The sequence below is a fragment of the Flavobacterium sp. HJSW_4 genome, from assembly GCF_042436695.1.
GTDB lineage: Bacteria > Bacteroidota > Bacteroidia > Flavobacteriales > Flavobacteriaceae > Flavobacterium.
In genome coordinates, this window is the sequence record NZ_JBHNPP010000025.1 from 1 (window position 1) to 15468 (window position 15468).

The window sequence follows — 15468 nt, forward strand, 5'->3', positions numbered from 1 at the left end:
ATGCGAAAGTAGCTCAGTTGGTAGAGCTCCAGCCTTCCAAGCTGGTTGTCGCGAGTTCGAGCCTCGTCTTTCGCTCTTCAAAAGCCTCAAACACTGTTTGAGGCTTTTTTGTTTTTATTTGTTTTTTTTAACCATAAGTGATATAAGAAATTGTAAGTTTTTTAATTTTAGCTTTCAAATGAACTTATATCACTTATATGGTTTAAAAATTATTTCAGATAGCTCAAGTCACTTTCTGTTTCTAACTCCGTCGGAATTTCGTTTTGTTTGAATAAACGAGCAGACAAATCTCCTTTCAAAGTAATTTTTTCGCCTTTAACTTCCAGCCAGCTTCCTTCTCTTAAACCTAAAACCGGAATAGAATTAAATGCGTGAAATTCCTTAATTCTTGTTTCACGAGTTTCGCCCATGTGTTTAGATTGTAAATCGGCATCTAAATAATGTGGATTTAAATTGAATGGAATTAACCCTAAAGTTTGAAAACTTGGAGGATAAATTATAGGCATATCGTTCGTAGTTTGCATTGATAAGCCGCAAATATTGCTTCCTGCGCTTGATCCAAGATATGGAGTGCCGTTTTTTACAGTTTCAGAAAGTAATTGCATAACATTATTTTTGTAAAGCTGAGTGACTAGTAGAAAAGTATTTCCTCCGCCTGTAAAAATTCCTTCAGCATTTTTCACTGCATCTTGTGCGTTTTCAAATTCATGAATTCCTTTAACATCAATATTAATTGTTGCAAAAGCCTCTGCAACTTTTTTTGTGTACTCGTCATGCGAAATTCCTCCTGGACGCGCATACGGAATAAATAAGATTGTTTTACAGTTTTTAAAATGTGTTTTTAAAGTAGGTAAAAGATATTCTAAGTAGTTGCCTCCGTGCAAAGTAGAGGTGCTTGCAATGATAACGCTTTTCATGATTTTTAAACTCAAAATTTGTTTGTTAAAGGTATTAAAAACTCTGTTTTTGTCTAAATTTTTAATGTTTTAATTAACATATTTTTACCATGTTATTAATACTAAATTTGGAATGACTTGAGATATTTTTACCGTTTTAAGAATATTTTTAATTTATTTTATTTTGTTTCAGAAAATTACTTGTTTTTTAATTGTTGTTGCGGGACAGGCTTGCTGGTCTCAAAGTCAAGATCGTTCTATCTTTAATGGTAAAGTGGTTTCGAATGCCTCGGATTTAGAGGGTATTTATGTAATCAATGCACAAACAGAAGAAACGGTGACAACAAATGCATCAGGATCTTTTTCGATTTCTGCAAAAGCAGATGATGTTCTGGTTTTTTCTTCAATAAGCTTTAAAGAAAAAAGAGTGATGCTGAAGCAAGAAGATTTTTCAAATCTTAATTTTATCGTCAATCTCAATATGGTGATGTATCAATTGCAAGAGGTTGTTGTGCGGAGATATGATAATATTAATGCCGAAAGTTTGGGGGTGATTCCGATGGGGCAAAAGAAATATACTGCAGCAGAACGTAAATTGCAGACGGCGACAGCATTAAATCCGACAGCAAATAGCGGCTCTTCAGGCGAAGGTTCTCTTATGGCGGGAGGTTCTATTTCGGCAGATCCGTTGTTGAATTTTTTCTCAGGAAGAACAGCAATGCTTAAGAAAGAAGTTGCAGTTGAGAAAAAGGAATTTTTTATGAGGCTTTTGGAGAATATGTTTAGTCTGGAGCACTTTATTTACCGATTAAAAATTCCAGCAGATTATGTAAAAGGCTTTGAATATTATGCAATTGAGAATGATAAGTTTACTGTAATTTTAAATTCTAAAAATAAAACTTCTACAGAATTTCTTTTAGGAGAATTGGCTGTAAAGTATAAAGAAATGATTGCTAGTGAGGGTAAGTAGGATTATATCAATTTTTGTTTTTCTTTTTTTTGTTCAGATTGGTTTTGGGCAAAAAACTGATGTGAAGTTGTTGGTAGGGAAAGTGCAGGAGCAATCGACTTCAGTTGAAGGTGTTAATATTATAAATAATGCCACGCAAGTTGCTACGGTTTCAGATTCTGATGGTAATTTTTCGATTGCTGTACGAGAAGGAGATGTTTTGGTTTTTTCTGCTGTAAACTTAGATCCCGTTAAACGTCGAATAACTGCAGAAGATTTGGCTGTTGGTTCTTTAGTTATAAAAATGACCGCTAAAGAAGTGGAATTAAAAGAAGTTGTTGTTAATGAAAATGCCAATATAACAGCTGAAAATTTAGGAATAATTCCATACGGACAAAAAAAATATACGCCTGCAGAGCGAAAGGTTTATACAGCTACTTCAACATCGATTGATAAGCTGTTGAATAAAATTTCGGGACGAACAGCGATGCTGAAAAAAGAAGTGAATGTAGAGAAAAAAGAAGTCCTTTTTAGAAAACTCGAATATCTTTTCGACGAGAATTATTATACAAACCGATTGAAAATTCCGGTAGATGATATAAAAGGATTTCAATTATTTTGTGTAGATGATGCTGAATTTGCTGTATCTTTGAATACTAAAAACAAAACAATGAGTATGTTTTTAATCACAGATCTAGCAAGAAAATATCTAACAATTCTCGAAAATGAAAAATAAATTAGGAGTACTCGTTGTCTGCTTATTATGTCAATTTGTATTAGGGCAAAACGGTTTTAGGAAACCATTACACGGTCAGGTTATAAATGATTTTTTAGCCATAGAAAGTGGTTATGTAATGAATATCAATGCTAATGTTCGGACATTTATTGGTCCTGGTGGTTTGTTTGATATTGCTGCACAGCCAAAAGACACTTTGTTGTTCTCTGGTCTGACATTTCAATCAAAAAAAATAGTTTTAACAGAACAAGATTGTGCTCAGATTCTTTTAAAAGTAAAATTGGATTTGGTCAACAATCAGCTTAAAGAAGTTGTCGTTCATAAAGATTTAAAAGTAAAGTCGATGCAAGGTGGTTCACAGAAATATGTGGATATGCAGTTTGAAGACGATAAGCAATCTACTGCAAAAAACAATGCCATGATGTCGGATCAGACTATAAAATACGGAACCGATTTTGTTCGAATTTTTAAAGATGTCAAAAAACTTTTGAGTAAAAAAGACGAAGTAAGAGAGGAAGAAGTTACAGATATAGCTTTTGTAGAATATGCTAAAGACAATTTTACAAAAGATTTTTATTCTAAAACACTTAATCTTAAAGACGACGAAATTGAGCTTTTCTTAATGTACTGCTCAAACGATCCACATTCTAAGCAATTAGTAGATCCAGATCAGAAATTCCAGTTAATGGACTTTATGATTAATAAGAATAAAGAATTTAAGAAAGCTGAGGCTACTCAAAAATGAAAAAAAAGTTAGTTTACCCTTTGCTGGGAATTTTGTTTGTATTGTCTTCAGCATTTGCTTTTCATAAATTTTATGTGGGTGTTTTTCAAGTAAATTATGCTGCAGAAAAGAAGATGCTGCAAATTACTTCCCGCATTTTTATTGATGATTTGAATAATGCAATGGAGAAAAAGTATCACAAAAAAACGTTTGTTGGTACAAGCAAGGAAACCCCGGCAGATGTTGAATTATTAAAAAAATATTTATCAGAGCATTTTTTAATTAAAGTAAATGGGCAGTCAAAAGCGATAACTTTCTTGTCTAAAGAAGTCGAAGCTGATGATGTTTTGGTTTGTTATTCAAGAATTAAGGATATAGATAAATTCAAAACCCTAGAGATTTCAAACACGATTTTGGTAGATTGGAATTCAGAACAGCAAAACATTACACATATTTCAGCATTTGACACCAAAAGAAGTGTTCTTTTTACAGAATCTTCAAGGAAAGAATTGTTAAAATATTAATGTATGGATAAAATTAATGTTTTAATTACTATTTTCACAGCCTAAAGAAATTACCATTAAATTTTTATGAAAAAACTTTCATTATTATTACTTTTTCCTGCAATGTTAGTGGCGCAGGATAAAGCAACAACCACACCCACTAGACAACAGGGAAAGTACGATACGAATAAGTTTAGCCAAATGTATGATTTGCTGGCGACTCCAAATATGTTTCGTACAGCTTCTGGGGCTCCAGGACCTGCTTATTACCAACAGCAAGCAGATTACAAAATTGATATTGAATTGGATGATAAAAATTCAAAATTAAGTGGATCTGAAACTATTACCTATACAAATAATTCGCCAGACAGTCTGGAATATTTATGGGTACAGTTAGATCAAAATCAGGCAAAAGCTAATACACAAAGCACATTAGCAGAAAGTGATAAGATTAGTCAAGTTCTTCCATTGGATGGTTTTTCTACTAAATATTTGAAAAAAGATTTAGAGCGCGGTTTTAATATCGAGCAAGTTAAAGATGTAAAAGGAAGCGCAATGTCTTATACGATCAATGAAACAATGATGCGTATTAATTTGACTTCACCTTTAAAACCTGGAGAAAAAATTTCTTTTTCAATCAAATGGTGGTACAATATCAATAACTACAGAAAAGAAGGAGGTGGTCGTTCTGGATATGAATTATTCGAGAAAGACGGAAATAAATTATATGTAATTGCACAATTCTACCCAAGAATGGCAGTTTACAACGATGTTGAAGGATGGCAAAATATGCAATTCTGGGGAAGCGGAGAGTTTGCTCTTCCTTTCGGAAACTTTGACGTAAACATTACAGTTCCTGCAGATCACGTTATCGATGCGACAGGAGAATTAACAAATAGAAGCGAAGTATTTACTACTGAACAGGTAAAAAGATACGAGCAAGCTCAAAAAGCATTTGACAAACCTGTTGTTATTGTAACGCAAGCAGAAGCAGAAGCAGCAGAAAAAGGTTTCTCTGAAAAGAAAAAAACTTGGAAATTCAGTGCTAAAAATGTTCGTGATTTCGGAATTGCTTCTTCTAGAAAATTCATTTACGATGCAATGGCTGTGAAAATTGGAAACAGAGTTGTTATGGCAGAATCTGTTTATCCAAAAGAAGCAAATCCACTTTGGGGAGAAACTTCTACAATGGTTGTTGCTCATACTTTAAAAAGCTATTCTGCACATACTTTTGATTATCCTTATCCAAAAGCAGTTTCAGTTTCTGCTGAAGATCAAGGTATGGAATATCCAATGATTTGCTGGAACTTTGGTCGTCCTGACGAAAACGGAGTGACAAGCAAAGAAATTAAAAACGGTATGATTGGTGTTGTTATCCACGAAGTTGGGCACACTTTCTTCCCGATGATTGTAAATTCAGATGAGCGCCAATGGACTTGGATGGATGAAGGTTTGAATTCATTTTTAGAATATCTAGCTGAGCAAGAATTAGATTCAAATTTCCCTTCAAGAAGAGGGCCAGCAAAAAATATTGTTCCTTACATGAGTGGTGATCAAAAGTTCTTAGAGCCAATTATGTCAAACTCTGAGACAATTCACCAATTTGGAAATAACGCTTACGGAAAACCAGCTACAGGTCTTAATATTCTAAGAGAAGTAGTTATGGGAAGAGAATTATTCGATCACGCATTCAGAACATATGCAAACAGATGGAAATTTAAGCACCCAACTCCAGAAGATTTCTTTAGAACGATGGAAGATGCTTCTGCAGTAGATTTGGATTGGTTCTGGAGAGGTTGGTTCTACTCAACAGATTTCGTAGATATCGGAATTAAAGATGTAAAACAATACTACGTTTCAGATACTCCAACTGCAGATATTAAAGATATTAAAGTAAGAAAAGGGCGTTTTGGATATGATAAAGGACCTTTTGTTTACTTAGTTGCTGGAGATAATGCAGAAGTTAACAGTTCTAAGAAAAAAGCTTTAAAAGTAGAAGATTTCAAACCTTTGGCAGATTATGTAGATCAGACTTTCACTGCTGAAGAAAAAGCTTCTATTAAATCTCCTAAATATTTCTATGAAGTAGAATTTAATAAACCAGGCGGAATGATTATGCCTATTTTAGTAGAGATAACTTACGAAGACGGTTCTAAAGACAATTACAAATATCCAGCGCAAATCTGGAGAAAAAGTAATGAAACTGCTAAAAAAGTTTACGCTACTACAAAAGCAATTAAAAGCATTCAAATTGACCCGCAATTGCTGACGGCAGATATTGATGTGACAAACAACTCTTGGCCAAAAGTAGAAACAAAGTCAAAATTTGACTAAATAAAATAAAAATGAAATGAAAAGTTCATCAGGTTTAAAAGCTTGATGGACTTTTTTCTTTTTAGGAAATGTATTTTAAAGGACTTTTTAAGTTAATTTTAAAACTCTAAGCTGAAAAGTTTAATATCTTTGCGACAACAAAAATAAAAGTTATGTTTGGTATAGGAGGAGGAGAACTAGTTTTCATACTGTTTATAGTGCTAATGCTTTTTGGTTCTGATAAAGTGCCAGAAATTGCTCGTACAATGGGGAAAGCTATGGCTCAATTAAAAAATGCAACTAATGATATTAAAAGTGAAATTCAAAAAGGAGCAGAGGCTAATGGCCTTGATGCAAAATCTTTGAATGATATTACTGGAAATATTAATGCAGAAATTAATAATGCAAAATCTAATTTACTTGGAGATACAGGAAATCTTTTAGGAGATACTGCAACTGAAATCGAAAAAGTAAAAGAAGACATTGATACCCTTTCTGGACCTATAAAACGCCAAATGTAATATGCTTGAAAAAATACAGGAATTAGATAAAGAGCTTTTAATCTTTCTTAACGGATTAGGTTCTGAAACATACGATAAATTATGGCTTATCATTACCAATCAATTGTATTGGACGCCATTTTTCTTATTTCTATTCTATCTTATTTATAAAAAAATAGGAGGAAAACAAACTCTGTATTTATTGCTTTTTATAGCCATTCTGATTGCTTTTACAGATCAGACTTGTAATTTATTCAAACACACTTTTCAGCGTTTGCGCCCTTGTAATGATCCTGAGGTTAATTCAATCATTAGAGTGGTTCAGGTTAGAAAATCTTTTAGTTTTTTCTCTGGACATGCCGCAAATACTATGGCGGTGGCAACTTTCTTATTCTTAGTTTTAAAACGCCACTTTAAATATTTCGGATTTTTATTCCTTTGGCCTTTAATTTTTGCTTACAGCCGAATTTATTTAGGATTGCATTTTCCAGGTGATATCCTTGCTGGATATTTCTTCGGAGCACTTTTCGGATCACTTATTTATTTAGTGTATCGAAAACTGAAACCGCAATACTTTCCAGGATAAATTTTAAAGATACTAAGGTTCTGAGATACTAAGATTCTAAGTTCTTACTTCTTACTTTATAATACTAAAAGGCTTTAGTCAAAATACAAATGTATTTCGGCTAAAGCCTTTTCTTTTTAAGCTTTTAATAACCTTCAGCTAAAGCTGAAGACAACTCAAAATATATTTTAATTCAGTTCAAAAAACTTAGAATCTTAGTATCTCAGAACCTTAGCATCTTTAAAAAAAACTAATTTAGAATTGTTTTTTCGCTCCATTCTAAGCCATTTGGGAGTTGTTGTCTGCTAAATTCAATGTGGATTACTCTTCTGCGTTCGTTATTTGTCGTTTTGTTTGATGCGTGAAACAATAAAGGTTTCATAATCATAATGCCGCCTTTCTCGACTTCACAAATTGTTTCTTTTTCATTTTCAAAATCAAGATTCTCAATTCTCAAAATTCCTTTTGAATGTGAATTATTAATCACTTTTAAAGCACCATTGTCTTTAGTGGTTTTGTCAATATGAATTCTGATTGTGAAATTATTCTCTAATATTTCTGTTGGAGGTTGAACCGCAAATTGATTTTGTTTTACGGTCCAATTTTCGAAATTTTCTACTTCAATCTTCTGATCAACAGAAATCGTTAAATCCTGATGATAAGCCACAAACCAATTCGATTTTTCAGGTTTATCAAAATAGATTGATTTGGTTATAAAAAAGCCTTCTCCAAAAGTAGATTTTATAATTTCCTGCAGATTTTTATTAAAAACAAAAGGAAGGGTTTCTGGAATTTCTTTATGAAATTGTCTAATCGCAAATAAATCTTGAGACTTTCTGAAAGTCGCATTTTTTTGATTATCTGTAGTTTTGTTTTCAATCAACGAAATTATATTTTCAATTTCAGTTTCTGTAAAAACATTATTTATAATTGAAAAACCTTCAGTATCAATCTGATTTAAATAAGTCATTTTAATTGCTTTTAAAAAGAAAAACTTAGAATCTTAGCGCCTTAGCAACTTAGAATCTCAAAAATCTATAATACTCTCGAAACCGTCAATCCATCACGAATTGGTAATAAAACCGTTTCAACTCGAGGATCATCTTTTAAAAGCTGATTATATTCTAAAAGTACTTTTGTGCTTACATCGTTTGGGTGAACTGGATCTAGAATTTTTCCGCTCCAAAGAACGTTATCAGACAAAATGATACCACCTTTATTCATTTTTGGAACAATCATTTCCCAGTAATTCAAATAGTTTTCTTTATCAGCATCAATAAAAACCAAATCAAATTTTACATCTAAATCTGGAATAATATTTACAGCTTCACCTAAATGCTGAAAAATTTGTTTTCCCCAAGGAGACATATCAAAATATTTTCGCTGAAAATCGACCAATTCTTCTTTAATATCAATAGTATGTAATTGACCGTTTTCCTGCATTCCCTCGCATAAACATAAAGCTGCGTAACCAGTGTAAGTTCCGATTTCAAGAATATTTACAGGACGAATCAATTTAGAAAGCATACTTAAAACACGGCCTTGAAAATGACCGCTTAGCATTCTTGGTAAAAGTATTTTTTGGTAGGTTTCTTTATTGAGTTTTGCCAACAATTCTGGTTCTTTTTCAGAATGCTGTTCGATATAATCTTCTAATTCTTGAGATATAAAATGCATGTTGTAGTATCTTGTAATTTAGCTACAAAAATACAAAAATATACGCTTAGTATTGGGCATAAAAAAACCATTCGTTTTACGAATGGTTTCTGTTTAGATTTAGATGAAATTTATTTTTTCAAAGCTGCATCTACATCTTTAGCAGTTTTTACAGTTCCGTCTTTAGCAGCTTTGGCAGCATTTTCTACTTTTTCTGCTCCTTTTTTAGTTGCGTCTTTTACGTCATTTGCTGTTTTTTTGGCTGCATTTTCAACGTCATTTGCTGCTTTTTTAGTTGCATCTTTTACATCGTTAGCCGCATTTTCTGTAGCATCTTTTGCTTTTGCAGCGGCGTTTTCAGCTTTGTTTACTACAGTGTCTTTTACTTCTTCGATATCAGAAGTAAGAGTATCCACTTTGTTTCCAAGAGTTAATTCGTCTTCTGCAGTTTTGTTCTCTTTTTTCTCGCATGATTGAACAGCGAATGCTAATAAAGCAATTACAGCTAAACTCAAAATCTGTTTTTTCATAATTTAATTTTTTTAGGTTGATAAAACTTAAAGGTTAAATGGCTGAAAAATAAAGTTACAAATTTTAAAATGATTGAGCTCTTTGTAAGATTATGTTTTCTTTTGAGAGCAAAACAATTCTTGTGCCAAATTTTGATTTTTGTATGCCTGCTGTTTATTTTTTTTAATGCGGAAAATTAGTTTTTATATAAGCTGAAATTAATTATAATATCGTCTTTAACTTTAATTAAACCCGCCATCTTCACGGGAGCTTCTAGTTCAATATCAGAAAATTTCAAACTTAGAGTTCCTTGAATTTTATCGTCAGTATTGTATAAGATGAAATCTTTGTATTTAAGTGTTTTATCAGTGATATAAAAGTTTAGTCTGCATTTGTAATTTTTCCCCGAAGGTTTTATATCACTAATAGAAACGGTACTGTTCGGGAATTTTTTAACCTTTACAGTTCCCTGTAAATCTTTGGTCATGACTTTGTTGCCACAATCAAAGTTTGACATTTTTATTTCGGTATTAAATGTATTTTTTTTGACTGAATTTACAAAGACAGTATCTTTTATAGGGAAAGTATTAGAGCAATTGTATTTGCCTACAGTTGATAGACCTGTGATTTCTATTTTTATTTTATTTATTACCACAGCAGTATCTTCTGGAAAAAAAGTGGGTTTAGCACTTCCTAGTAAAAAGAACATTGTTAAACCCATAATCAATATTGAAAATCTTGTTTTCATTTTTTTTTCATATTAGAATGCAATTACTGCTTCGAATACTAAACCATTAAATTTTCCTCCATAAAAGTTGTTAGCATTCCCAGTTGCAGGATTTCCCACAAATTGTGAGTAATTTTTATAGTTTTGATTAACGTAGTTTAATTTAGCTAAGATATTTTTAGTCATAAACCAACCAGCACTTGCTTCAAATTTATCTACGGTAACTTCTTTCGCATCAGCATTAGATAATTTTCCAGATACTGTATTGTATTTTCCTCCTAGATAGAATTGTTCTGTTTTTCCAAATCTGTAAATAAGCTCTGTTGCATATTGATTTGCTGTACGTTTGTCATCAGTTCCAGCTTTATCTCCTCCTGAAGCTAATTCGATAGTTCCGAAGAATTCAAGTCCTTTGTATTTTACAAAAGGGTTAATCATGTATGTCGTAGCCCAGTTTTTAAAATTAGGGTTGAACGTTGCCTCTGGAGTAGAAGTCTTACTGAAACTAGTAGGAACATCTGTATTCGTTATAGTAACATTTCCGTTAGCATCAGTTCGAGTAACGGTATTGGTGTAAGCGTTATTATTCAATATTCCCCAATAACCAAATCCTGATCTATTAGCAGAGTAAATGTTTGCATTACCAAGATTCGCATTATGGTAGTAAGAACCAGTAAGTCTTATTCTTAAATCTGGAGAAACCTGTTTGTCATAACCGAATTTAGCTAAGATTGAAGGGCTATGTGTTGTATTGGTGTTTGGACCAGTAGTGTAAAAAACTTCTTCATTACTCTGATTTAAATTACCATTTGTAACACCCAACATGCTTACCCATCCGCTTCTGTTGTAGTAAACCTCCATACCCATTTCTGTGGTGAAAGAATACATGATGTTGTTTCCAACAAATGCATTTCTGATTGTATTACCATTATCTGAACCTCTAAAGTGAGCATCACCAAAATTGTTCTCCATTTGTCCAATTTTAATGGTAGCATATTTCATTACATCTGCCAAGAAATCTTTTTTAATGAAGTCTAACTTGTCAATTTGTAAATAACCTCCTTTTACATAAGCATCATTGTGGTGTCTTGATGCCAAATAAACATCTAAATTTACTCGTACACCGTCAAACAATTGAGCACCAAGGTATAGGTCAGCTCCAGGAAGAGTAAAATTGTTTTCAGTATTCATTAAACGATATCCAGTAATGGTTCTAACGGTCGTTGTACCTCCATTAGTTGTAGTCGTGGTAGAATTAGCAGGCTGGTCGTTGAATGAATTTGTTGCTTGAAAATCCATGTTGAAAGCTCCACCAAGGTCAATGCTTAAACCTTTAAATTCTCTATCATCTTTTTGAACGTCGAAAACGTTGATACCATCTTTCCCTCGAGAGATTTGGTTTTGCATATTTCCAAAGCTAACTTGTGCCTGAACTGTAAATGTGCTAATTACTGTAATAAATAGGATATAAATCTTCTTCATGGCTTATAAATTAAAGGTTAAATTAAATTTTATAGTTAGGTCCTGACCTGTTTTTATTGTTCCAAGCATTGCTGTTGGAGATTTCATTCCGAAATCTGTAAAAGTGATTTTGTTAGATCCCTGAAGATTTAAACCATCTTTTGTAACCGTTGTTTTTACAGAAGTTTTGTAAACTTTGCTAACTCCGGCAATGGTGTAAGTTCCAGTTAATTCCCAAGTCGTTTCGTTTACTTTTTCAGCAGATTTCAGAACATATTTAATTTGTTTGTTTTTATCTGTTTTTAGGGTTTCGTAAGCCACTTTATCCATGCTTTTCTTCTCGCTTTTTACGCTTTCCGCTAAAAGACTTATTGTCAATGCTTCTATGTCCGTTAGCTTTCCGTTAGCAATGTTTAAAGAGGCAGTTCCTGTTCCAGAAGCCGATTTCATCTCCCAGTCGTGAAGTGTAGATGTACCAGCTACAGAAAAAGTTGATTTGTTGTCTAAAGTGTATGATTTTTGTGCTGTCGCAAGTGACGTAATTCCGAAAATTGCAAAAACAAGGGCGAATAATTTAATTTTATGGGTTTTCATTTTAATTGTGATTTTGATTAAAAAAAATAGATAAACTCGGCCAATTCTATCTCTAAGTGTTTATTGTTTACTTTTAACTTGTATCAAAGATCTACTTATAAACCAGCTTGGTACATGATAAAAATCATTGTTAAAATTTTATTAAATTGGTATTTAATAACTACAACGTTTTCATTTTTTGCGAAATCAGTAAACTGGGAGTTGAATTTTATTAAATTGATAATTTTAACATTTGCTTGAAGATCAGAAACTTTTAAAAGAATGTTATTTTTAACATTACACAGAAGTTCTTTAGCTTAAAATGATATTGAAAATTAGCGTTAAATCTTTTCCAGCTTTTACAACTCCAAGAGCAGCTTTAGGCGGTGTCATTTCAAAATCGCCAAAAGTAATTTGGTTAGAACCTTGAAGAATAATGCTTCCTTTGTTGGCAGTTACTTTTACCTGAGTTTTGTATTCTTTGCTTACTCCTGCAATAGTGTAAACTCCGGTTAGATTCCAAGTGTTGTCATCTATTTTTTCAGCAGATTTTAAAACGTATTCAATGTGTTTATGAGTTTCGGTATCCAAAGCTTCATAAGCTACTTGGTCCATACTAGTTTTGTAGCTTTTTAAACTTTCAGCTAATAATGAAATTCTTAAACTATTTATACTAGAAAGTTTAGAATCCTTAACCATTAAATTGGCCATTCCTGTTCCTTCTGTAGATTTCATTACCCAGTCGTGTACTGTAGAAGTTCCTGCTACTTCAAAAGTTGAGTTTGCTGCTACGCTATAATTTTTTTGAGCATTTGCCTGTAATGCCATAGTTGTAAAAATTACTGTCAGTAAAAATGATAGAATTGTTTTCATGTTGATAAAGTATAGGTTAATCATTCAAATAAGGAAGATTTAAATTCAGTTAGTGGTTGAGAATTAAAAACTATCCTTATTTCTTAGACCAAAATTATCGCGCGCGCGAACAAAAAGGAATGATAAAAATCATGGCTAAAGTTTTATTAAATTGTTATAGTATAGGAGAGAATGGCCTATTATCAGTCAGATTTTATCTTTAAGGAAAAGAAAATAAAGCGTAAGTAATTGCTTATTAGTTTGTTGTGTTTTTTGGTTGAAAATATCTCGTGTCGTTTTTTAAGCTTGTTTTTTGAGGAAGAAATCAAGAAAAAAGACCAGAAAGTGCTTTAAGTTTTAGAAAACAGTGGAAATAAATTAACTTTGCAGCATGCAAATGGAGAAAAAAGACATACGAGCCTTATCAAAAGATCAGCTTCGCGATTTTTTTGTTGAAAATGGAGACAAAGCTTTTCGCGGAAATCAGGTTTACGAATGGTTATGGAGCAAAGGCGCTCACAGTTTTGAAGACATGACAAATGTGGCAAAAGCTACAAGGTCTATGCTTGAAAACAACTTTGTTATCAATCATATTAAGGTCGATACAATGCAAAAAAGTAGCGACGGAACAGTAAAAAACGCCGTGAGACTTCATGACGGACTTGTAGTAGAATCTGTTTTAATTCCGACAGAAACTAGAACTACGGCTTGTGTTTCTAGTCAGGTTGGTTGTAGTTTAGATTGTAATTTCTGCGCAACAGCAAGATTAAAAAGAATGCGTAATCTAGAACCAGGTGAAATTTACGATCAAGTTCTAGCTATCGATAAAGAAAGCCGTTTGTATTACAATCATCCACTTTCGAATATTGTTTTTATGGGAATGGGAGAACCTTTAATGAACTATAACAATGTCATTAAAGCAATCGACATGATTACTTCAGAGGAAGGTTTAGGAATGTCTCCAAAACGAATCATGGTTTCGACTTCAGGAATTCCTAAAATGATCAAAAAAATGGCCGATGACGATGTGAAGTTTAAATTAGCAGTTTCTCTGCACTCCGCTATAGATGAAACTCGCGCACGCATTATGCCTTTCAGTAAAAACTTTCCTTTAAAAGATTTAAGAGAAGCTCTAGAATATTGGTACAGAAAAACGAAAAGCAAAATTTCTTACGAATATGTAGTCTGGAAAGGAATTAACGACGATAAAGCTTCGGTTGATGCCTTGGTTAAATTCTGTAAATATGTGCCTTGCAAAGTCAATTTAATTGAATACAATCCAATTGATGATGGAGAATTCCAGCAAGCTTCAGAAGAATCGATTATGGCTTACATAAAAGCACTTGAAAATATCGGAGTAGTGGTAAAAGTGAGAAGAAGCCGAGGAAAAGATATCGACGCTGCCTGCGGACAATTAGCCAACAAAGAAGGATAATCCTTTAAATCATAAAAACAAAAAAGCATTAAAGACAAGAGATTTCTCGTTTTTAATGCTTTTTTTCTGGACAAAAAGGATGCTTTATTTTTTCAAATCTACTTCTTCTGTAACTCCGTCTTTTGTTACTTTTACAAGAGTATCGCATTCTCCGCTACCATAATCGATAGTTGCTGTAGCGCCATTTTTAGTTATTGAAACAATTCCTTTTACAGCGATAGATTTTCTGCAAGCCGCATTAAACTCAAGAGGAGTTGTAATTTCTGCAGAGAAAGTATCTCCGTTAGGAAAAGTTGTAGAACCGCTTCCGGTAACAACAAACACATTATCATCCCAATCGAACCACGTGTCGTAACCAGAAGTCATTTCTTTTATCAAAGTTCCTTTTCTTGAATAAATTTTTCCGTCATCAAACTTAACAGTCAAATCTATAGAAGCTGTAGAAACAGGGTGTGGTGTTACTAATAAATTCGTTTCTTTAATAGTTCTCACAATACTTTTGCTTCCCTGAATTTCTTTACCATTATGGTAAAATCCTTCAAAAGTATAGCTAATGGTTTGTGTAGAAGAAGTAAAATCGTTTGAAAAAGAAACAACCATTTTACCTTTTACTGTATTTCCGTTATTAAGAGTACAGCCTTCAACACCAAAATCTACTGTTTTTGTCCAAGTATTGTTGGTTAAAACCGTAGTGATTGTTGCACAGCTAGGAAGATAATTTTTTATTGGTCCGCTTGGTTTTGAATTTATGTTAAGCTGAGAGCTAAATTGATCTTCAGCAATATTAGTAACATCCTCAACAGAAGCATCGATTTTAGAGTTGGTTATAATCTCATCGTTGGTAATCGCCGCTCCCGATCCATCATTTGTTTTTTCATCAGAATTACAGCTGATGAAAAAAGACACAGTAATACATGTGCTAATTAATAAAAGTTTTGTTTTCATAAATAAAATAGTTTAGGTTGTTCTTTTAAGTTAATGAATTCAAATCAGTATTAGTTAGAGCATTTTTGGAGATTTTTTTCAGGCTAAGGCATAAATTATTTAAATCCTAACCTAAAATACACA

The 15468-nt window shown here is 32.7% G+C and carries 17 protein-coding genes and 1 tRNA gene; 9 read left to right on the forward strand and 9 right to left on the reverse strand.

Annotated elements, in window-relative coordinates:
- Positions 1-2: 2 nt before the first annotated feature.
- Positions 3-75 (forward strand) — tRNA-Gly (locus ACE01P_RS19105).
- Between the two features lie 134 nt (positions 76-209).
- Here ACE01P_RS19105 and pepE read toward each other — a convergent pair.
- Positions 210-917, reverse strand: coding sequence for a dipeptidase PepE (pepE, locus tag ACE01P_RS19110; protein ID WP_379700639.1), 708 nt, complete (start codon positions 915-917; stop codon positions 210-212).
- Positions 918-1080: 163 nt separating this feature from the next.
- Here pepE and ACE01P_RS19115 point away from each other — a divergent pair, with 163 nt between their 5' ends.
- The 7 genes from ACE01P_RS19115 to ACE01P_RS19145 all read left to right on the forward strand — a co-directional run bounded on the left by ACE01P_RS19115 (position 1081) and on the right by ACE01P_RS19145 (position 7207).
- Positions 1081-1866, forward strand: coding sequence for a carboxypeptidase-like regulatory domain-containing protein (locus tag ACE01P_RS19115; RefSeq protein ID WP_379700641.1), 786 nt, complete (start codon positions 1081-1083; stop codon positions 1864-1866).
- A gap of 61 nt (positions 1867-1927) precedes the next feature.
- Positions 1928-2581, forward strand: a complete 654-nt coding sequence (locus ACE01P_RS19120) for a carboxypeptidase-like regulatory domain-containing protein (protein ID WP_379700642.1) — start codon at positions 1928-1930, stop codon at positions 2579-2581.
- Positions 2571-3326 (forward strand): hypothetical protein, encoded by a 756-nt coding sequence (locus ACE01P_RS19125; RefSeq protein WP_379700644.1) that lies wholly within the window; start codon positions 2571-2573, stop codon positions 3324-3326. The genes ACE01P_RS19120 and ACE01P_RS19125 overlap by 11 nt, the downstream gene beginning before the upstream one ends.
- Complete coding sequence (locus ACE01P_RS19130; protein ID WP_379700645.1) at positions 3323-3829, forward strand: DUF6702 family protein; 507 nt, start codon at positions 3323-3325, stop codon at positions 3827-3829. The genes ACE01P_RS19125 and ACE01P_RS19130 overlap by 4 nt, the downstream gene beginning before the upstream one ends.
- 66 nt (positions 3830-3895) lie before the next feature.
- Positions 3896-6142, forward strand: a complete 2247-nt coding sequence (locus ACE01P_RS19135; RefSeq protein WP_379700646.1) for a M1 family metallopeptidase — start codon at positions 3896-3898, stop codon at positions 6140-6142.
- Positions 6143-6294: 152 nt separating this feature from the next.
- The gene (locus ACE01P_RS19140) at positions 6295-6642 is read left to right on the forward strand and encodes a twin-arginine translocase TatA/TatE family subunit (protein WP_111422740.1); all 348 of its coding nucleotides are present in this window, start codon (positions 6295-6297) and stop codon (positions 6640-6642) included.
- 1 nt (position 6643) lies between these two features.
- On the forward strand, positions 6644-7207 hold the full coding sequence (locus ACE01P_RS19145; protein WP_379700647.1) for a phosphatase PAP2 family protein: 564 nt from the start codon (positions 6644-6646) through the stop codon (positions 7205-7207).
- 229 nt (positions 7208-7436) lie between these two features.
- Here ACE01P_RS19145 and ACE01P_RS19150 read toward each other — a convergent pair whose 3' ends face one another.
- From ACE01P_RS19150 to ACE01P_RS19180, 7 genes are all read right to left on the reverse strand, one after another.
- Positions 7437-8156: a phytanoyl-CoA dioxygenase family protein gene (locus ACE01P_RS19150; RefSeq protein ID WP_379700648.1), complete on the reverse strand. Its 720-nt coding sequence runs from the start codon at positions 8154-8156 to the stop codon at positions 7437-7439.
- A 65-nt stretch (positions 8157-8221) separates the two neighbouring features.
- Positions 8222-8863: an O-methyltransferase gene (locus tag ACE01P_RS19155; protein ID WP_379700649.1), complete on the reverse strand. Its 642-nt coding sequence runs from the start codon at positions 8861-8863 to the stop codon at positions 8222-8224.
- Positions 8864-8973: 110 nt separating this feature from the next.
- Positions 8974-9372, reverse strand: coding sequence for a hypothetical protein (locus ACE01P_RS19160; RefSeq protein ID WP_379700650.1), 399 nt, complete (start codon positions 9370-9372; stop codon positions 8974-8976).
- A 176-nt stretch (positions 9373-9548) separates the two neighbouring features.
- Positions 9549-10100, reverse strand: coding sequence for a hypothetical protein (locus tag ACE01P_RS19165; protein WP_379700651.1), 552 nt, complete (start codon positions 10098-10100; stop codon positions 9549-9551).
- Positions 10101-10112: 12 nt separating this feature from the next.
- Entirely contained in the window at positions 10113-11561 is a 1449-nt protein-coding gene (locus tag ACE01P_RS19170; protein ID WP_379700652.1) for a hypothetical protein, read from the reverse strand.
- A 3-nt stretch (positions 11562-11564) separates the two neighbouring features.
- Positions 11565-12134 carry a YceI family protein gene (locus ACE01P_RS19175; protein WP_379700653.1) on the reverse strand — a complete coding sequence of 190 codons (570 nt, stop codon included), beginning with the start codon at positions 12132-12134 and terminating at the stop codon, positions 11565-11567.
- Between the two features lie 291 nt (positions 12135-12425).
- On the reverse strand, positions 12426-12986 hold the full coding sequence (locus ACE01P_RS19180) for a YceI family protein (protein ID WP_379700654.1): 561 nt from the start codon (positions 12984-12986) through the stop codon (positions 12426-12428).
- A gap of 370 nt (positions 12987-13356) precedes the next feature.
- On the opposite strand from ACE01P_RS19180, the gene rlmN reads away from it, so the two are divergent.
- Positions 13357-14400, forward strand: a complete 1044-nt coding sequence (gene rlmN / locus ACE01P_RS19185) for a 23S rRNA (adenine(2503)-C(2))-methyltransferase RlmN (protein WP_379700655.1) — start codon at positions 13357-13359, stop codon at positions 14398-14400.
- Positions 14401-14484: 84 nt separating this feature from the next.
- Here the strand turns inward: rlmN and ACE01P_RS19190 are convergent, their stop codons facing one another.
- Positions 14485-15345 carry a hypothetical protein gene (locus ACE01P_RS19190; protein WP_379700656.1) on the reverse strand — a complete coding sequence of 287 codons (861 nt, stop codon included), beginning with the start codon at positions 15343-15345 and terminating at the stop codon, positions 14485-14487.
- Positions 15346-15468 lie beyond the last annotated feature (123 nt).